The 20,131-nt window shown below is 49.6% G+C and carries 14 protein-coding genes; 6 read left to right on the forward strand and 8 right to left on the reverse strand.

The genetic code is table 11. The features are described 5' to 3' along the window. The first annotated feature begins 63 nt into the window (after nt 1-63). The 3 genes from ACO6UY_RS19645 (at nt 64) to aceF (ending at nt 5,997) form a co-directional block, all read left to right on the forward strand. Complete coding sequence (locus ACO6UY_RS19645) at nt 64-930, forward strand: lysophospholipid acyltransferase family protein (RefSeq protein ID WP_422449738.1); 867 nt, start codon at nt 64-66, stop codon at nt 928-930. A gap of 431 nt (nt 931-1,361) precedes the next feature. Next, entirely contained in the window at nt 1,362-4,019 is a 2,658-nt protein-coding gene (aceE, locus tag ACO6UY_RS19650) for a pyruvate dehydrogenase (acetyl-transferring), homodimeric type (protein WP_422490943.1), read from the forward strand. 28 nt (nt 4,020-4,047) lie between these two features. Continuing rightward, complete coding sequence (gene aceF / locus ACO6UY_RS19655; protein ID WP_422490945.1) at nt 4,048-5,997, forward strand: dihydrolipoyllysine-residue acetyltransferase; 1,950 nt, start codon at nt 4,048-4,050, stop codon at nt 5,995-5,997. A gap of 64 nt (nt 5,998-6,061) precedes the next feature. On the opposite strand, the gene ACO6UY_RS19660 is transcribed toward aceF, so the two are convergent. From ACO6UY_RS19660 to ACO6UY_RS19670, 3 genes are all read right to left on the reverse strand, one after another. Continuing rightward, nucleotides 6,062-8,161, reverse strand: coding sequence for a serpin family protein (locus tag ACO6UY_RS19660; RefSeq protein ID WP_422490947.1), 2,100 nt, complete (start codon nt 8,159-8,161; stop codon nt 6,062-6,064). A 221-nt stretch (nt 8,162-8,382) separates the two neighbouring features. Beyond that, on the reverse strand, nt 8,383-8,541 hold the full coding sequence (locus ACO6UY_RS19665) for a hypothetical protein (protein ID WP_422490949.1): 159 nt from the start codon (nt 8,539-8,541) through the stop codon (nt 8,383-8,385). A 9-nt stretch (nt 8,542-8,550) separates the two neighbouring features. Beyond that, nucleotides 8,551-10,050, reverse strand: coding sequence for a serpin family protein (locus ACO6UY_RS19670; RefSeq protein ID WP_422449743.1), 1,500 nt, complete (start codon nt 10,048-10,050; stop codon nt 8,551-8,553). On the opposite strand from ACO6UY_RS19670, the gene ACO6UY_RS19675 reads away from it, so the two are divergent. Beyond that, on the forward strand, nt 9,932-10,189 hold the full coding sequence (locus ACO6UY_RS19675; RefSeq protein WP_422490955.1) for a hypothetical protein: 258 nt from the start codon (nt 9,932-9,934) through the stop codon (nt 10,187-10,189). The genes ACO6UY_RS19670 and ACO6UY_RS19675 overlap by 119 nt on opposite strands. Before the next feature lie 31 nt (nt 10,190-10,220). Here the strand turns inward: ACO6UY_RS19675 and ACO6UY_RS19680 are convergent, their stop codons facing one another. The 4 genes from ACO6UY_RS19680 to ACO6UY_RS19695 all read right to left on the reverse strand — a co-directional run bounded on the left by ACO6UY_RS19680 (nt 10,221) and on the right by ACO6UY_RS19695 (nt 15,031). Beyond that, nucleotides 10,221-12,695: a hypothetical protein gene (locus ACO6UY_RS19680; protein WP_422490951.1), complete on the reverse strand. Its 2,475-nt coding sequence runs from the start codon at nt 12,693-12,695 to the stop codon at nt 10,221-10,223. A 135-nt stretch (nt 12,696-12,830) separates the two neighbouring features. Further along, nucleotides 12,831-13,385 (reverse strand): YggT family protein, encoded by a 555-nt coding sequence (locus tag ACO6UY_RS19685; RefSeq protein ID WP_269675866.1) that lies wholly within the window; start codon nt 13,383-13,385, stop codon nt 12,831-12,833. A gap of 81 nt (nt 13,386-13,466) precedes the next feature. Further along, nucleotides 13,467-14,288: a pyrroline-5-carboxylate reductase gene (gene proC, locus ACO6UY_RS19690; protein WP_422449746.1), complete on the reverse strand. Its 822-nt coding sequence runs from the start codon at nt 14,286-14,288 to the stop codon at nt 13,467-13,469. After that, nucleotides 14,285-15,031 carry a YggS family pyridoxal phosphate-dependent enzyme gene (locus tag ACO6UY_RS19695; RefSeq protein ID WP_422490953.1) on the reverse strand — a complete coding sequence of 249 codons (747 nt, stop codon included), beginning with the start codon at nt 15,029-15,031 and terminating at the stop codon, nt 14,285-14,287. The genes proC and ACO6UY_RS19695 overlap by 4 nt, the downstream gene beginning before the upstream one ends. Nucleotides 15,032-15,132: 101 nt before the next feature. Here ACO6UY_RS19695 and ACO6UY_RS19700 point away from each other — a divergent pair, with 101 nt between their 5' ends. Then, nucleotides 15,133-16,167 carry a type IV pilus twitching motility protein PilT gene (locus ACO6UY_RS19700; protein ID WP_209200609.1) on the forward strand — a complete coding sequence of 345 codons (1,035 nt, stop codon included), beginning with the start codon at nt 15,133-15,135 and terminating at the stop codon, nt 16,165-16,167. 230 nt (nt 16,168-16,397) lie between these two features. Further along, entirely contained in the window at nt 16,398-17,522 is a 1,125-nt protein-coding gene (locus tag ACO6UY_RS19705; protein ID WP_422449747.1) for a PilT/PilU family type 4a pilus ATPase, read from the forward strand. Nucleotides 17,523-17,743: 221 nt separating this feature from the next. Here ACO6UY_RS19705 and ptsP read toward each other — a convergent pair whose 3' ends face one another. Then, entirely contained in the window at nt 17,744-20,020 is a 2,277-nt protein-coding gene (gene ptsP, locus ACO6UY_RS19710) for a phosphoenolpyruvate--protein phosphotransferase (RefSeq protein ID WP_422449748.1), read from the reverse strand. Nucleotides 20,021-20,131 lie beyond the last annotated feature (111 nt).

Raw genomic sequence — 20,131 nt, forward strand, 5'->3', positions numbered from 1 at the left:
TAATATTCAGGTTTATTATTTTTAGTGGTCATTTTTGTTTCAGAGGGAAGAGCCTGTTTTGTTATGTTTTTTGCCAAGTTGATTTCCCGACTTCCTTTTAAGGTCATCTATATTGTGTCCTATTTTTTTTATTTGTTCGCCTTTTATCTCTCCAAATATCGAACAGGAACTGTGCACAAGAATTTGCGACAGGCTTTTCCGGAAAAAAGGGAGGCGTATATTGCTGATGTGACCAGACAGTTTTACCGGCATCTGTCGGACCTTGCCTTTGAAGTGATCAAGGCCCACAGCATGAGCGCAGAAGCGTTTAAAGAACGCTGCTCAATTGTTGGCGCTGATGCCCTGGAGGCGGCATCCCGGGAAAGGTCCAGGCCAATCATTGTGTTAACCATCCACCAGGGCAATTGGGAGTGGATGCTCCATAGCGTGTCACAACACCTCGGTGTGCCTATTGATCCGGTTTACAAGCCTTTGCACCACAAAGGCTGGAATCAGTTTATCCATGAGATTCGCAGCCGCTTTCATTCCCGCCCCATTCCGATGAAACAGGCCGGGCGGGACATTCTTAAGGGCAAAAATGGTTTCCGGCTGTTTGTGATGCTGGCCGATCAGACCCCGGCAGAAGGAGAGCGCAGTTACTGGGTCCCTTATCTCAATAAAGAAGCGCCTTTTTACCTTGGAGCGGAAAAAATTGCCTTACTGACTCAATACCCGGTCTTTTTTGCCCAGTGTCGACGACTAAAACGCGGCTACTATGAACTTGAATTTAAAGCGCTGGCTCTGCCCCCTTATGAAAAAACCAAAGACAAAAATCACCATCCGGTTATTGATGCTTATGTCAGTGCTGCACAGGCCGCGATCTATGAACAGCCGGAAACGTTCCTCTGGAGTCATCGCCGCTGGAAACGAAGCCGGAAAAGTGATGAATAGTACATTGCCCTGCCAGACATTGGCTTTTCGGATTTAAAAGCCCTGTTTGCAGGTCATTATGTGTCTGATGACATCAGTTATTAAACGATACCCAAATTTCTGTTGGCAGACCCTGAGACAGTTCGGTTTTTAGCCAATAAAATCCATGATTGATAGATTGTGAGAAAAAGTGTTTGTTTTTGTTGCCTCTGTTGCGAACTTTTCCTATAAAAATCAATACTTTTTGCAATAAAAATACATGTAAGTACTGGTACTCATTGCGGGAATTGCTTATCTTGTAGTTATATTGCATTTGATTAGTATCAATTTTTTTTAAAGCTTTGGCTGTTAGACGAAACTTGTGCGTATGCTTGATGATTGCAAGTAATCAACCATTAACAATAACGATCACAAAGTTTGTTGTAGCAGTATCGATCCCGGAGCCGATTTGTATGCATGATATCGACCCATTAGAAACCAGGGAATGGCTGGAAGCACTGGATTCCGTTCTGGAGCAGGAAGGTGAAGACCGTGCTCATTTTCTGCTGACCCGGCTTTCCCAGCATGCTCGTGCCAAAGGTACGCAGCTGCCCTACGCGATTACCACGCCGTATCGCAATACGATACCACCGGAAAAAGAAGCCCGTATGCCCGGCGACCTGTTTATGGAGCGTCGTATTCGCTCCCTGGTCCGCTGGAATGCGCTGGCTATGGTGATGCGCGCCAACAAGAAGGACAGCAGCCTGGGTGGACATATCTCTTCCTTTGCCTCCAGTGCCACTCTCTACGACATCGGGTATAACTACTTCTTCCACGGCCAGGGCAGTGACCGTGAAGGCGATCTGATTTATTACCAGGGCCACGTATCGCCTGGTATCTACTCCCGGGCTTATCTGGAAGGTCGTCTGGACGAGGGCCAGCTGGATAATTTCCGTCAGGAAGTGGATGGCAATGGTCTTTCCTCCTACCCTCACCCCAAACTGATGCCTGACTTCTGGCAGTTCCCGACCGTATCCATGGGCCTCGGCCCTCTGCAGGCGATCTATCAGGCTCACTTCATGAAGTACCTGATTAACCGTGGCATGTCCCGGGATCAAAACCGTAAGGTCTGGGCATTCCTCGGGGATGGTGAGATGGATGAGCCGGAATCTCTCGGTGCCATCTCCCTGGCCGGTCGTGAGAAGCTGGATAACCTGATCTTCGTGGTCAACTGTAACCTGCAACGTCTGGATGGCCCGGTCCGTGGTAACGGCAAGATCATTCAGGAGCTGGAAGGCATCTTCCGGGGGGCTGGCTGGAACGTTATCAAGGTCGTCTGGGGCCGTCATTGGGATCCGCTGCTGGCCCAGGACAAACATGGCAAGCTGCAGGAAGTGATGGACAAGGCCGTTGATGGTGATTATCAGAACTGTAAGGCAAAAGGCGGTGCCTGGACCCGTGAGCACTTTTTTGGCCGTGACCCTGAAGCGCTGAAGCTGGTTGAACACCTGTCGGATGATGATATCTGGCGTCTGAACCGGGGTGGCCATGACCCCTACAAAGTCTTCGCGGCCTACCACGAGGCGGTTAACCATAACGGCCAGCCTACCGTCATTCTTGCCAAGACGGTTAAGGGCTACGGTACCGGTACCACCGGTGAAGCGGCCAACGTCAGCCATAACGTCAAGAAGCTGCCGGTTGATGACCTGAAGCACTTCCGTGACCGCTTTGACCTGCCGATCAAAGACGAAGACATTGAGACCCTGCCTTACTTCAAACCCGACGCTGACAGCCCGGAAATGAAGTACATGCGCAAGCGTCGTGAAAAGCTGGGTGGCTTTATTCCCCAGCGCCGCGTAGAAACCGACGTTAAGCTGGAAATTCCGGGCCTTGAGGCTTTCGAAGCGGTGACCAAAGGCAGTGGCGAACGGGAAATCTCCACCACCATGGCTTACGTACGCATTCTGGGTGCGCTGGCCAAAGACAAGAGCCTGGGCAAGCACATTGTGCCGATCATTCCGGATGAAGCCCGTACCTTTGGTATGGAAGGTATGTTCCGCCAGCTGGGTATTTACTCTGCGGAAGGTCAGAACTATGAGCCGGTAGATTCCGACCAGGTGATGTTTTACAAAGAATCCAGACAGGGGCAGATTCTCGAAGCGGGCATTAACGAAGCGGGTGCTCACGCCGCGTGGATTGCTGCGGCGACCTCTTACAGCAGCAACAACGTACCGATGATTCCGTTCTATGCGTTCTATTCCATGTTTGGTTTCCAGCGTACTGGCGATCTGGCCTGGGCAGCGGGTGATATCCAGGCCCGTGGCTTCCTGATTGGTGCCACTGCGGGTCGTACCACGCTGAACGGTGAAGGTCTGCAGCATCAGGACGGCCACAGCCACATTCTGGCATCCACCGTACCGAACTGCATAAGCTATGACCCAACCTACGGCTATGAGATGGCGGTGATTATCCAGAACGGTCTGCAACGTATGTATGGCGACGGTGACAATGTCTGGTACTACATCACCGCCATGAATGAAAACTACCGTCAGCCAGCGCTGCCGGAAGGCCCTGAAGTGATCGAAGGCATCATCAAGGGACTTTACAACCTGGAAGAAAATTCCCGTAACCAGGGGCTTAAGGTCCAGCTGATGGGGTGTGGCACTATCCTTGAGGAAGTCCGTGCAGCTGCCGGTATTCTGCGTGATGAGTTCAACGTTGAATCGGATATCTGGAGCGCAACCAGCTTTAACGAGCTGGCCCGGGATGGTCAGAACGCCAGACGTTACAACATGCTGAACCCTGAAGCTGATAAGAAAGTCTGCTGGGTTGAGCAGCAGCTGTCTGGCCGTAAAGGTCCGGTTATCGCCGCGACTGACTATATGAGCCAGTACGCGAACCAGATCCGTGAGTTTGTGCCGGCAAACTTTGTTTCGCTGGGCACGGATGGATTTGGTCGCTCTGACACCCGTGAACAGCTGCGTCGTTTCTTCGAGGTAGACCGTTACTTCATCGTGGTGGCTGCCCTGTATGCGCTGGTTCAGGATGGTGAGCTGGAAGCGTCCGTGGTCAGCGAGGCCATCAGGAAGTTTGATATTGACCCGTCCAGAGCTAACCCTCTGTATTGCTAAGTCCGGAACTGAAGAGAAGGTATGAGGAATGAGTGACGAAATCATCAAAGTTCCGGATATCGGCAGTGGTGAGGCAGAAGTCATCGAAATCTGCGTCCAGCCCGGTGATACGGTATCGGCCGAAGACTCCCTGGTTGTTCTGGAGTCTGACAAGGCCACCATGGAAGTCCCGGCACCAAGGGATGGCGTGGTGACAGAAGTGCTGCTGAATATGGGTGACAATGTCAGCGAAGGTGCTCCGATGATTAAGATGGCTGCAGCAGCATCTGAGGTTGTCGAGCCCATAGCGGACAGAGGACCGCCAGCAGAAGCCCCCGTGTCGGCAGCCCCGGTGGTTGAAGCGGCTGGTGGCTCCCGGACTGAGTCGGTGCATGTACCCGATATCGGTGCTGAAAATGTGCCGGTTATTGAGGTGAGTGTGAAGGTTGGCGACACCGTTGCCCTGGAAGACTCATTGATTGTCCTGGAGTCCGACAAAGCGACCATGGAAGTGCCTTCCCCGGTAGCAGGGGTGGTGACCGCCATTCATGTCAAGGAAGGTGACGCCCTGAGTCAGGGTGATCTGGTGATTGACGTTGAAGTCAATGGCAGCGGTGATGTCGCTGTAACGCCTGCGCCGGTTCCAGCTGCAGCTCCAGAGCCTGCCGCTGTTGTGCCAGCTGCACCCGAGCCTCAGTCTGGACCGCGCATGGAGAAAGTAACAGTACCTGATATTGGTGCTGAGAACGTTCCCGTGATTGAGGTCTGTGTCAGCGTTGGCGATCAGATTGAAGAAGAAGCGTCACTGATCGTACTGGAATCTGACAAGGCGACCATGGAAGTGCCTGCACCGTTTGCCGGTGTTGTGAAAGCCATCATGGTCAAAGAAGGCGATACCCTTAGCCAGGGTGACCTGATTCTGGATATTGAAGTGTCTGGTGGCGCAGCAGCATCGGTTGTCAGCCAGCCAGCGCCTGCAGCCGCTGCACCTGCCACTGTGCCACCGCAGCAGGAGGCTCCATCCCGCGCACCATCAGCACCACCCCCACATGCAGAAGCGCACCCTGTGGAACTTGAGCGTACCAACCGCAAATTCCATGCAGGTCCTGCGGTGCGCAAACTGGCCCGTGAGTTCGGTGTTGATCTTGCTGAAGTGACCGGTAGTGGTCCACGTCGTCGCATTCTGAAAGAAGACGTACAAAAGTACGTGAAGATGCGCCTCAGTGAAAAGGCACTTTCAGGACAAGGTGCTTCTACTGGTCTGGGTATTCCAGCCATGCCAGAGATCGACTTCAGCAAGTGGGGTGAGATCGAGAAGGTTGCCCTGAATCGGCTGCGTAAAGTGGCGGCTCAGAACTTCCAGCGTTCCTGGCTGAATGTGCCACACGTTACCCAGTTTGATGAGTGTGACATTACTGAACTGGAAGCGTTCCGCAAGGCTCAGAAAGCCATGGCCGAGGCCCGTGGTACCAAACTGACACCACTGCCGTTTATTCTGAAAGCCGTTGCTTACGTGTTGAAAGAGCTGCCACAGTTCTGTGCTTCCCTTAGCCCTGATGGCGAAATGCTGATCTACAAGAAGTACATCAACATTGGAGTCGCGGTTGATACCCCAGACGGTTTGCTGGTGCCAGTGATCAGAAACGTCGATCAGAAGAGCCTGTGGGAACTGTCGGTTGAATGTATCGAGTTGGCCGGTAAGGCCCGTGACAAGAAGCTGAAGCCTGATGAAATGCAGGGTGGCTGCTTTACCATCTCCAGCCTGGGTTCTATCGGTGGCACGGCGTTTACTCCGATCGTCAATGCGCCAGAAGTCGCCATTCTTGGTCTGTCCAGGGCCGCCATGAAGCCCGTGTGGAATGGCCAGGACTTCGATCCGAAGCTGATGTTACCGTTGTCACTGTCTTATGATCACAGAGCCATCAACGGTGCGGATGCAGCACGTTTCACGACAATGCTGGGTGAATTGTTGACCGATATTCGCAAGCTGCTTCTTTGAGACTTTGGTTAATAAAAATCCGGAGGTGATTAATCTCCGGATTCAACATTGTATTTCTTTGAAGTTATGAAGAAGATAAATGATTTTGGAGTGCTTTCCAGGCATCAAACATAACATCTACGTGTACAGGATCAAAATTTTCCCAAATCTTAACATTACGACTATGTTTTTCTCCAATTGATTCTAATATTCTTTCTCGAATCTTAATGGCGTTTTTCTCATGTTTAACCTTGATTGTTAACGAGGATCTACCTGCCTCAGCGCTTTTAATGTTGAAATCCTCATTCGGTTTAAAATTGTTTTTTATTAAAGTACTCACATCAAAAATTTTCAAAGGGTTAGCAGATAAAAGCTCTGAAAACTCATCTATTGTAGAGGGTGTGTGGCCAGTAGATAAATGCTTTGAAGAGTTATCTATTGCAGAGGCTGGTAACTTCTCATTTTCTGCTGGTGAAGGCGTTTTCACAGGACTTTGTTCCCGGGAAACACCAGGCTGCTGCGAGGCTGGTTCTGCTTTTTCCAGTACCTTTTGAGAAGCTACAGAGGCTGTAGGGGATTCAATACTGGTTTTCAGGTCTTTTTGTAACTGCCTATTGTCTTGTGGTAACAATCTGGTTTCATAGTCTTTGGTATCTGATAATTCGATGTTATTACCAAGCAGAGGTAAAACTGTATCATATGACGGCACAACTTGAGTGGCTAATCCTTGGTATTCGGACCATTTATTATCAGCTTGGTATTCGGACCATTTATTATCAGCTTGGTATTCGGAGCATTTATTATAAGTTTGGTATTCGGAGCATTTATTATCAGCTTGGTATTCGGAGCATTTATTATCAGGTGTATTATCTTCGTCATCAGATAAGTCATCTATTTTAAAAAATTTCTGATTATAAGAGTTACAGTTTTCAGCGTCTGTGACCATGGGTGGACCATCATGGACCAAAAATTGGCCATCTTTAATGACCAGCTCAAGCAACCGATTACCTTCCCTGTCCACAATGGCAATGTAGCCAGGACAGTTAAAATCAAAGCAAATTGGGTCTATAAATAATGACCTACCTATATCTACTGCTGCAGTGGCAATGGAACCACGGGCACCCTTTTCATTAATGGATGCCTTGATCTTCTGAACTATGTGCAGTTGATCATCCGACTGTGTACCTAACTTTGATAAATCCTGTGCTTTTATGGAGGTTCCTAATACCTGATTAATTTTATCCAGTAACTCAGTATTACAACTGTTCGTTATGTCAATTTTGGGTAGTTTTAGCTCAACCTCCATTTCAACATTTTTTAGCTTGTCAATCAGATGATTAATCGTTTCAGAATTCAGGTTGTTAATTGCTGTCGCACTGCTTTTGCGTGGTTTTATCGCCACTAATTTAAGATCTTCTCCATTTGCAGATCGGAATTCTTTGGCAATGGCCGCAAAGTTTCCGTCAGTAGCCACGTTAAGAACTTCAGTTTTACACATCATAAGGACGTTATTAATAAAAGTTCCATCTGCACACTGAAATAGCCCCTTTTCCGTGTCATCTTCAGAAAATCTTTCATCCCAGTCAATCTGGAAATTCATCACACTGCCTAAAGCCGCTTCAACTTTGTGCCGCTGAGATTCAGTAAGATGACCAAAAACCGTATCAATTTCTCCTTCGGTCTTATCATGAACAAAAGAATCTATGGTGTCGGCAAGGTTCTTGCCGTTGTTATTATTGTCCAGCTTTTTGGTTTTATAATATTTTGACAGTGACTGTTCATACTGCTCATTATCGTAGCAAAAGGTAGACCCAATAAAGTTAGTGATACGGATTGACTGATCAGAGTCAGGATCGTTAGAGTGTTTTACGGCACATTTACCGAGTTCTGTATGAATCTTATCTTTCAGGTCTTGAGTTAAGGAACCCGGGGAGATGCCAAGAGCCGATGCCACGATGGTGTCGTCTGTCATACTCAACAGAGCCATGCCCAGAGCCTGAAGCAGGCTGACAAGAGAGAGTGCCTTACTTTTATTGCCTTTAATGTCCAAGAGTTCAAGGGATAATTTATCCACCATTGTTTTAACAATATCAGAGGCCGATAAAGTGGCCGGGGACGCTGTGTCTGGCAGATTTGTTCTCTGGAATAACGCTGACATCCCTGGGTCAAAAGGTATGGCATCCATAGTATTCTCTCCAATGCTTGATAAAAATTATTTAGCGAGGACAAACTCGCTGCCTCCATGCTTTGTGGCAAGGGATTGTCTTGTTAATCAGCCGCAAGTGACGGAAAACTGTAATGATTTACAGTATTGATCTGATAAATGGATATTCAGAGTTGCCGACCTGGATATTATTAAGACATTTTGTGTGGATAATAGTTCCCTGGACGGTCACAATCTTTGGTCTATTCTCGGTCCCCAGAGCCCTGCGCCAGCACCACATGCACAAGCTGAGCATACCAATCGCAAATTTCATGCAGGGTGAATTGTTGACCGATATCGGCAATGGCTTCTTTGAGACTTTTGTTAATAAATCCGGAGGTGATTAATCTCCGGTTTTGCATTGTATTTATTTATTCACGAAGTAACTTATCACGCAGTGCTTTCCAAGCCTTGAATGTAACCTTTACTTTAACAGGTTCTAATCTCTCCCAAACGTCAACAAAGTTTTTATGTTCTTCTTCATCAATTAATTCAAATACTTTTTGTCTAACCTTATTTGCGGTATCCACAGTATCAACAGTGATAGATAACTCATAATCATAAAATAACTTAACGCTGGAAATATTCAGCTCTCCACTCGGGTTAAGCCCATGTTGTATTAATGTACTCACATCATTAACAGCTTGAAAAGGTTCAGGAGTTGATAACCTGTTTAATGTAGAGGTATTAACGTCATCATCATAATCCGACTGATCATCATGCCACGGATCAACATCTTTCCAACCTTCAGGGATAGTGATCACAGGCGAACCATCAGGCACCAAAAAGCTGTCATCCTTAATGACCATCTCAAGCAACCGATTACCTTTGCTGCCTACAATGGCTATATAGCTGGGGCAGTCAATATTAAAGGTGTTTTCGCCCCCCCTTGAAGCCGCTGTTGCAGCAGTGGCAATTGTGCTGTCAGCACCCTGTTCGTCAACGGATACTTTGATTTTCTGCACCATCCGCAGATTATAAGTGGGTGATGGGTTTAACCTGGACAAATCCTGAGCGGTTATGGATGTTCCCAGGGCATCTGTAATTTTTTCCAGTAGTTCAGTATCACCACCTTTCTTAACTTCTATAACTGGAAGATCCAGCGTAATCTCCGTTTTATTTTCATCCAATTTGCCAATCAGATGGTTAATGGTTTCAGAATCAAGTTTGTTAATCGCTGTCGCACTGGTCTTGTTCGGTGTTATCGCGACCAATTTAAGATCTTCCCCATTTTCCGATCGGAAATCTTTGGCAATGGCAGTAAACACTTTATTGCCAGCAAAGTGTAAATCTTCTTTTATACGCATCTTCCTGACGCTTTTCATAGTTCCATCTGCACACAGAAAACGGCTCGAAGCCTTACTATTCAGGGGAAAAGCTTCCCTCCAGACACCCCGGATTTCCATTACATTACCTAATACCAATGAAATCTGGTTCCGCTCAAATTCAGTAAGATCATCAAATAACTGTGTGATTTTTCCTTTGGTTTTCTTTTTAACAAAAGTATCTGCGGCGTCCGCTACGTTCTCTTTATCAATTTCCAACGTTTGGGTTTGATAACATTCAGACAGTATCCGGTCAAGATACTGATCCGTGGTAATAGAGGCTGTACCAACAAAGTTAGCGGCAGAGATGATCTTGCCAGTTTCATCATAAGGTCGGTCTTTGCTGAATTCACCAAGCTTTTGATGGATTTCCATCTCCAGCTCTTCAGTTAACGAGCCCGGGGGGATTTTCAGGAGCAATTCCTTCTTGGCGTTATCTTTCATACAGGCCAGAACCATGCCCAGAACCGGTGCCAGGCTGGCAGAAGACACTACCCTGCTTTTTTTGTCGGTAATACTCAGGATCGCAAACGATACGGTATCCATCAGTTTTTCAACGATATCAGAGGCCGATAAATCGCTCCGGGAGGATGTGTCCGGGGGAGTTAATGGCTCCAATGGCACTGATCGTGTTGGGCCTGACGATATCGGTCCCATAATATTCTCTCCATTTGATAATCATTAATGAGTCAGAAAATACGATTTCATTTGGTTAACTACTTACTGATGATTGACAGTATCCGGTCACGTATTGCCATCCGCTGTACCTCTGTTATTAATGCCGCCCGTTCCCATTGTGGCGGTATCTCTGCCCGAAGTTCCGCCAGAAGCTGTTGGGCTTCTGTTTGTTTGTGGGATATGCCCTCAAGCCACTGTAACCAACGCAGATCAAGGGTCGCTTCATGCAAATCAAGAAAACGGCGATGAATGTCCAGAACTTCCGGACACCGGCTGGCAGATGGGTAGATATACATAACATCCCCCTCCCGACCATCGATGGGATCAAATGGGTCGGCAGTCGGCATACGGCCATGCCATTGTAAATAGCCCTCAGCACCGGATCGCCAGAGATACAGGCCAGCTGCTAACCGGGGTTTGGGCATGTTGTATAGCCAGACCGTGCTGTTTTCCTGCCAATCGTCAATATTTTCTTCGGTCACTTCGGTGCCGTGGTTGATCAGGAGAAGATCCGTTACTTCGGCAAGTTCAGCCTGATGGTCATGGTTCAAATGGCCAGCCGTTTTCAATGGCAGAGCGTTATCGGTTAGCACTCTGGCGGTGTTCTTTATTTGCGAAAAGTGATCATTGGCGGGCTCGTCAAAAATTGACCAGTAAATGTCAGGGAGATTCTGGTTCTCTGATAACTGTTGCAGCTGTTTTAAGTCCGCTATTGCCTCTGTTTCGCCCTTCTGACTTAACAGGCGTTTCAGCGGTGCGTAAGCCAGAATCTTGCCGTTGAAGCCAAAGCGCATTAGTTGTTGCAGTTGCTGAATAAACGTCTGTCGTCCGGTCTCGGTGCCAGGTGTTGCCAATGCCGGGGCAACCGTGCTGAAACCGTGGGAAGCCAGCAGGGAAAGATCGCAGGAGGTGGCATTGGCACTCTGTCCTGCCAGTGCCTTGAACCACTGATAGTAAGGTGGCGGTTCCAGATAGAGGCCTACAGGGGTTTCCAGTTCTGGCAGCACGGTCGGAAGTACCCGTACTTTATAATGCAGCAACCGCAGTTCACCGCCGCTGAACAGCTGAATCATACCAGCGTAGTCGCCAGCACGTGCTTCAGCGGGAACTTCCACCTGAACATAGAGACGTCTGGGCCTTTTGCTGGAGAGACGAAGGCTTGCCATATCGGCACGGAGATAGCTGTCATCCAGTATCAGTGACGTGGCATTGGGTGTTGGTCTTTCATAGCGCCAGTGCCCATAGCGGGTGATGACGGTTAAGGGCTCTCCATCCGACGATGTGGGCGGGGAGACTACAACCGCAGGTGCAACATCATCCATCGGGCTGGCTATTTCAAAGGTCAGGTTCAGCAGGCTGTTTCTGGCTGCCAGATAAAAAGTGTCATCATCTTTTACCTGCTGGCTGATATCTGCCAGTGACAGTGAGTCTGGCGGGGTGTATGGCTCTGTCGCTACAGGCCATTGATTTAGCAGGCGTTCCCGTCGTTTTTTCTGGGTGGCCTGGGCAAAGGTACCTTTAATAGGTTCCAGAACCAGAGCTGCCAGGTATCTGGCGTCATAGTCACCGGTCAGATCGATAGTCAGCATCCCGTTGATGACACCAATGTTTTTGCTGATAAAGTGACTTCGGCGTTCACCAACCAACGCCCACAAGTCCCCATCGATACCGCCTTCTTTTTTCCTGCCAGCCAGATAAACGTCATTGATCCACTGCTCTTGGGTAAACTTCTCATCAAGGATGGTGGTGCCATTGGCGATGATTTGCCGTTTAAGAAAGTGAGGCAGGTATTCCCATTCCCCTTGATCCTGTGTCCACAGGCTGAGTTTCCATAATCCATCAGACCAGGGAATCTTCAGGCTGGTAACCCCGGCAATACCATCCCGAATCAGTGCATCACCGGAAGTGCGAACCCGTTCGGTGATTTTGCCCTTCAGGTATGAGCTGTTTTTGCCAATGGATTCAAAGCCGGGGAAAGCCGCACTGTCGCCTGAACCAAAGTCCAGCGCCAGGGTGTTTTCGGGCAGACTGGCGGCGGAGCTGATATGGATTTTTTCCAGCTCGATGCCCGCCCACATATCGGCACTGAACACAAACAGTTTGGTGTATGGCTGTTTAAAGGCTTGTCCGCCGGATGTTTTCAGCCCTGAGAGGGGCAGTACCACTGTAAACGGACCGGGTGAGAGCGTGAACTCCTGGTTGACCCTGGACCGGTAATCTGCGGAGCTTTCATTATCAATCCGCACAATCAGGATTTGCTGTTTGTCTGAGCCATTATTACCGCTGATGATCAGCTCAGATCCATTCTTAAAGTCGGACTGCAGGAAGGTGTGGATAAAGGGGGGGGATTCCGCTTCACTCAGCAGCAGGTTTTCATCACTTGCCGAAGAGAAAGTACTGCTGAGGCTTAAAATACAGGCAGCTGATGCAAACCATTGTCTGGTTGTTCTGCCAGTTAACCTTGCTTTCGGCCATATTAACTTTCGAAGCATGTACTCAATGGCCTGTTCCATGATCCTTTCAGCTGCCTCACAGTTGTTTGGGGGTAGCCTTAATATCGACGGAAAGAAGACAGTTTAAAGAATCTGAAATGGAGGGGGAGACAAGCGCTAATCCAGAGATCAGCGCCAGTGTTCAGATTGGCAGGGTCAGGCCAGGGCACCCAGAAAATTCTTCAGGGTAATAATAATGATCACCAGAACCATCAGGGAAAAATCCAGCCCGCCAAGGGGTGGGATCACTTTGCGTATACGGCTGGTGAGTGGCTCGGTAATCTGGAACAGCAGCATCAGTCCCGGGTTATAGCTGTTCGGCGCTACCCAGCTGGCAATGGCGATAATGATCAGACTGAACATATAAATATTCAGAAACTCGATGCCCAGTTTAATCAGGCTGCTGATCAGGACACTGGGGAAAGGAATGGTTGCCGGAGAGAAACCGCCTATCAACAGCAGTACATAAAGCAGTGCGATCTGAAGTATCAGCGCCAGAACCAGAGAGGCCATGTCCACACCGCCATAACCGGGAATTATCTTGCGGATGGGGTTGAGCAGTGGCGATGTGGCTTTCACGATAGCTTGAGAAATCGGGTTATAGAAGTCGGCTCGAACCAGCTGAAGCAGGAAGCGAATCAACACAGCCATGATATACAAACCGCCCAGGGTCTGGATCAGGAAGCTGAGACTCGAAGAAAGTGCAGACATAGAGTGTATTGGTTACCCTTTGGTCAAAATAATTTAATAATCTTTGCGCATATTACCGCTTTCCATCGCCCGTCAACAGAATCAGTCTTGCAGCGTTTCTGCCAGTTCTATCGACCGGTTGACGGCAGCATTCATCGCCTGTGCCACCAGCTCAGGCAACCCCTGTTCCTGAAACGTTTTTATGGCCTGTTCCGTGGTTCCGTTGGGAGAGGTAATGCGACGACGAAGCTCGGCGACATCAACATCACTTTCCGTTGCCATCCTGGCAGCCCCCAGGGCCGTTTGCAGGGTCAGCTGTCTTGAGGTTTCTGTATCAAGGCCAAGGCGAACACCGACCTGTTCCATAATTTCCATCAGCAGGAAATAGTAGGCCGGGCCACTGCCGGAAACGGCAATGACCGCATCAATTAACGACTCATGGTCGACCCATCTGGCAATACCAATGGCATTAAAAATATCATCGGTCAGCGCTTTTTGGGCAGTACTGACGTTTTTGTTAGCAAACAAACCGCTGGCACCGCATTGCAGCGCAGAAGGTGTGTTTGGCATGCTGCGCACGATCGAAAGGTGCTCGCCTCCCCAGTTCTGCAGACTTTCCATGGTAATGCCGGCAGCGACGGAGATAACCAGGGCATCCGGTTTTATGGACGGGCTTAAGTCGGTCAGAACCGCTTTCATCACCTGTGGCTTCACACAAAGCATAATGATGTCCGCCTGGCTGACGGCCTGGTGGTTATCCACGGTGGTGGCAATATTAAATTTTTCACGGATATCGGACAATGTTTCTGCCGTTCTGGCGGAAGCAATCAACTGGTAGGTTGGCCAGCCATTATTGATCAGGCCACCGATAATACTGCTGGCCATATTGCCAGCACCGATAAAAGCAATGGTTGATTCATTCATGCGTTGCTGTCCCTTTCAGGCGCTTGTGGAGAAAAGGGCTGAGCAGAGGTTCTGGAGCCAAACAGTGCAGTACCAATTCGAACCATGGTTGAACCTTCCTGAATCGCTGCCTCAAGATCATCCGTCATGCCCATGGACAGGGTGTCCATCGTCAGTGAGAACTCGGTATTCAGGGAATGTAACGCATTGGTCAGTGCCCGGAAAGGCTCGCGCTGTCGGTCAGGGTCTGTTTCCGGGGCGGGAATAGCCATCAGACCACGCAGCTTCAGGTGGGGTAAACGGGCAATGGAGGGTACCAGCGCTGGCAGCTCATGCAGGCTGATCCCGGCTTTTGACGCTTCGCCGCTGATATTCACTTGCAGGCAAATATTTAACGGGGGGAGCTCCCGGGGACGTTGATCATTCAGCCTTTGCGCGATTTTCAGCCGGTCAACACTGTGAACCCAGTCAAAGTGGCTGCTGATATCCCGGGTTTTGTTGGACTGGATGGGACCGATGAAATGCCAGTGGATATCCGCAAGGTCACTGAGCTCATCCATTTTGCCCAGGGCTTCCTGAAGGTAGTTTTCGCCAAAATGCTTTTGACCCAGATGCCATGCTTCACGCACCATAGAGGCAGGTTTGGTTTTGCTGACTGCCAGCAGTTGCACTTGCCCGTTGCGATTGCAGGCTTGCTCAGCTTGATGAATTCGGTCATAAACCCGTTGAAATCGGTTTTGTAATAAGGTCATCAGGTTGTACATTACCGGGTAAATAATAAATTGGCAGGAAGATTGTCCGGGAATAGCGCTATTCCCTGACAATCTCATAGTTTACCTGCTTCCTGGTGTAAGGGGGATAATAAATGGATATTACTGAGCTATTGGCGTTCAGCTATAAACAGGGGGCTTCGGATCTGCATCTGTCGGCAGGACTTCCGCCAATTATTCGAATCGACGGTGATGTTCGCCGTATCAATCTGCCGCCCATGGAGCAGAAAGAAGTTCATGGTTTGATCTATGACATCATGAACGACAAACAGCGTAAAGATCTGGAAGAGCACCTGGAAGCGGACTTCTCGTTTGAAGTACCGGGCGTTGCCCGTTTCCGTGTCAATGCTTTCAATCAAAACCGGGGAGCGGGGGCGGTGTTCCGGGCTATTCCCAGTAAAGTACTGACCATGGATGACCTGGGCATGGGACAGGTATTTAAAACCATTGCGGATAAACCCCGGGGGTTAGTGCTGGTGACTGGCCCTACCGGCTCTGGCAAGAGCACCACGCTGGCGGCCATGATGGATTACATTAACGACACCAAATATCAGCATATCCTGACCATCGAAGACCCCATTGAATTTATCCACACCCCGAAAAAGTGTCTGGTTAACCAGCGGGAAGTGCATCGGGATACTCATAGCTTCAGCAATGCCCTGCGCTCTGCGTTGCGTGAAGATCCCGATATTATTCTGGTTGGTGAGATGCGTGACCTGGAAACGATTCGTCTGGCGATGACCGCTGCGGAAACCGGTCACCTGGTGTTCGGTACGTTGCACACCACCTCGGCGGCAAAAACCATTGACCGTATCGTCGATGTATTTCCGGCGGAAGAGAAGTCCATGGTGCGTTCAATGCTCTCGGAATCACTCCAGGCTGTGATCTCGCAAACACTTTTGAAGAAAAACGGTGGAGGCCGGGTAGCTGCCCATGAGATTATGCTTGGCACGGCAGGTATTCGAAACCTGATTCGCGAAGATAAAGTTGCCCAGATGTACTCGGCCATTCAGACCGGCGGTGGACTTGGCATGCAAACACTGGATCAGTGCCTGACGAACCTGATGAAAAAGGGACTGATCTCTCGTGATGTGGCCCGTGAAAAGGCCAAGGACCGTGACGCATTCTAGGAGCCTGTCCGAGAATAGCGCCCGTAGCGAGGATGGCAGAAAATTGAGGATAAAAATTCCGTTTTGTGAGGTGAATAGCGGGGCTATTTGCCGAACAAAACGGAATTTTTAGACCAATTTGCTGCCACCGCAGTAGGGCAGTCTATTCTCGGGCAGGCTCCTAGGTCTTTCAGATCACCGTTTGCCGGGAGTGAGCACCGGGCTGTCTTTTAACGTCAATGTGATGATAAATGGATATTGAAAAATTATTAAAACTGGTTGCCGTAAAAAAAGCATCGGATCTGTTTATCACTGCCGGCTATCCTCCCAGTGTCAAGCTTGACGGACGTTTGATACCTGTCAACAAGACACCGTTGACGGCCGCAGAAGCAAAAGATTTTGTGCTTGGGGTAATGGATGAGAAGCAGCGCCTGGAGTTTGAGCTGAAGCATGAGTGTAACTTTGCCATTGCCAAAATGGGTATTGGCCGGTTCCGGGTCAGTGCTTTTCAGCAGAGAAACCAGTCAGGGATGGTTTTGCGCCGAATTGAAGAGAAAATACCCGGTTTTGAACAGTTGAAACTTCCACCTATCCTGAAAGACCTGACCATGGTCAAACGAGGGCTGGTTATCCTGGTGGGCGCTACCAGCACGGGGAAGTCGACAACCCTGGCGGCGATGCTTGGCTATCGTAATGAAAACGACACAGGTCATATCATCAGCATTGAAGACCCCATTGAATTTATCCATCAACACAAAAGGTGCATTGTAACCCAGCGGGAAGTGGGGATTGATACCAAGTCTTATGAAGTCGCGCTGAAAAATACCCTGCGTCAGGCTCCTGATGTCATTATGATTGGTGAAATTCGCAGTCAGGATACCATGCAATATGCCCTGAACTTCGCAGAAACCGGCCATCTGTGCCTGGCAACGCTGCATGCCAATAATGCCAACCAGGCATTGGATCGCATTCTTCACTTTTTCCCTCCGGAACATCATCACCAGGTGTGGATGGATCTTTCCCTGAATCTGAAGGGCATTGTCGCCCAGCAGCTGGTTCCTTCTCTGGATGGCACAGGGCGGCTTCCGGCCATAGAAGTGTTACTGAATACCCCCCTGGCCCAGGATATGATTCGCAAAGGTGATGTTCATGCACTGAAAGAGTTAATGAAAAAATCCCGGGAGCTGGGCATGCAGACTTTCGATCAGGCATTATTTGATCTCTACAACCTTGGTGAGGTCAGCTATGAAGACGCCATCCGGCATGCTGATTCTGCAAACGACTTGCGTCTGATGATTAAGCTGGGTTCAGAGGTGGATGAGAGTTATCTTACCCAGCGTTCCGGTAAATTGACCTTGCAGATGGAAGAAGCCTAGGAGGCTGACCGAGAATAGACTGCCCTACGCGGTAACTGCTCCTGCGTTGCTCTAGCTCCTGCATCCATGCAGTCGTGCGGTGGCAGCAAATTGGTCTAAAAAGCCGGAAATTTTTAGCAAATAGAACCACTATTCGCTAAAAATTTCCGACTTTTTATCCTCAATTTTCTGCCATCCTCGCTACGGGGTCGCCTAGACGGGCGCTATTCTCGGTCAGCCTCCTAGAAACGCCGACTCTTGATCCCGAGAACCTTGCCCATGCCTTCTTTACACAGGGCAAGTTCCAGGGAGCTGCGAATCACCTGCGCATTGTCGTGCTTCATTAAATCCGACAATATCATTTTTGCACGATCCATACCGATGCGCCTTAACACCCATTTTACTTTTAACAGATTCACGGCACTCATCGACAGCATATCGAAGCCCATGGCCATTAACAGTACCGCTGCAGCAGGGTCACCCGCCATTTCACCGCAGATACTGACGGTCTTTCCTTCCTGATGGGCATCGTCCGCAACTTTCTGCAAGGCATGCAGTACGGCGGGGTGAAAGGAGTGATAAAGGTCAGATACCCGGGGGTTGTTGCGGTCTACGGCCAGCAGGTATTGAATAAGGTCATTTGATCCGATGGAAAGAAAGTCGACACGTTGTGCAAGGTCCTTGACCATATAAACGGCAGCGGGCACTTCCACCATCACACCCACCGGTGGCATGGAGACTGGCAGGCCTTCAGCAAGCACTTCCGCATGGGCCCGGTGAATCAGGTGTTGCGCTTCCTCGACTTCAAAAATACTGGATACCATTGGCAACATAATCCGGAGATTATCCAGCCCCACGCTGGCTTTCAACATGGCCCGGACCTGCACCAGAAAGATTTCCGGATGATCCAGTGTTACCCGAATCCCCCGCCAGCCAAGGAAAGGGTTATCTTCCTTGATAGGGAAATAACTCAGCGACTTATCCCCGCCAATATCCAGGGTTCTCATGGTCACGGGGCGTGGCGCAAAGGCTTCAAGCTGGTGTCGGTAAATCTTTTCCTGTTCGGATTCACTGGGGAAGCGATCCCGAACCATAAAAGGGACTTCAGTCCGATACAGACCAACGCCTTCAGCCCCTCTGTCCAGTGAGCGGATGGTATCGGTCATCAGTCCGGTGTTGACCCAGAGCGGAATACGGTAATTATCCGGGGTCTCACAGGGCAGATCTCTGATGGCTTCCAACCCCTTACTGAACTGATTTTCCTCTTCCAGCACTTCGGTGTAATAATCCAGCAACTCCTGGGCCGGAGATGAGTAAATCAGGCCAAGATTACCATCCACAATCAGCTTTTTACCGGACAGCTTATGGAAAGGCAGATCAACCACCCCCATGACGGTAGGCACGCCTAAAGCGCGGGCAAGAATAGCCACATGGGAATTACTGGAGCCTTGCTTGGAAACCAGACCCGCCAGTGACTCCTGTGGCACCTCGCCCAGCATAACCGGAGAAAGCTCCTCACTGATCAGAATGGTATTCGCCGGGTATTCAACCCTCGCATGCTCTCCCTGCTGGAGATGAGAAAGTACTCTGCGCCCCAGGTCCCTGACGTCGGCAGCCCGTTCACGGAGATAATGATCGTCCATCATTTCGAAATTGCGGATATGCTCTTCGATCACCTGTCTTAAGGCACCCTGTGCCCAGGATCCACCCCGAATCCGCTCTCTTATCTCCTGCCCAAGGGCCCGGTCATCGAGCATTCTCAGATAAACATCAAAGAGTGCATGTTCCTCGGCAGGTAAGCGGTCAGACAGTCGTTCAGCGGTGTCTTTCATCTCTTTTCGCACCGCAGCCAGCGCATCGTCCAGCAAGGTGAGTTCCAGATCTATATCCTTGCAGGTACGCTCAGGTACTGCACCAAGATCGGCCGGAGGCGTAATCACCACCGCCTCACCAATGGCTACCCCTGTGGCACCGGCACTCCCCTGAAAGCGAGCAATTCGTTTTGTGCGGGTGGGCGTGGAGACATTATTGATCGAGCCGGTTGCCTGGGCATGGGCAATAACCCCTGCCAATTGGGCCGACATGGTGACCAGAAACGCTTCTTCATGTTCATCAAAACGTCGCTGCTCAACCTGCTGAACCACCAGCACACCCAGCGTATTACGGTGATGGATAATGGGGACACCGAGAAAAGAGGTGAATCGCTCTTCTCCGGTTTCACGGATATAGTGAAATTTCGGGTGAGAAGCGGCATCTTCGAGGTTTATGGGCTCTTCCCGCAGCCCCACCTGCCCAACAAGACCTTCAGAATGAAAGAGAGTCACCTGTCCGACCGCGGAAGGGTTCAAACCCTCTGAAGCCATCAGCGTATAAGAGGTGCTCTCAGAATCGTATAGATAGACCGAGCACACCTCGGTGTTCATGGCACCACGAACCCGCTGCACAATAATCTGCAGTGCCACCTGTAGATCAGAGGCAGAACTGACTTCCTGTATGATATTGCGCAGGGTGTTTAGCATGTCTATCACGTATCCGGTCTGATAAGTAGTTGGCCAAATGGAATCGTATATTTCTGGCTAAGTGGGCAGTTGCTATGCAAGGCGCAACGTAGGGAGCATAGCCGTAGCTAT

The organism is Endozoicomonas sp. ALE010 (assembly GCF_049310165.1).
Taxonomy (GTDB): domain Bacteria; phylum Pseudomonadota; class Gammaproteobacteria; order Pseudomonadales; family Endozoicomonadaceae; genus Endozoicomonas.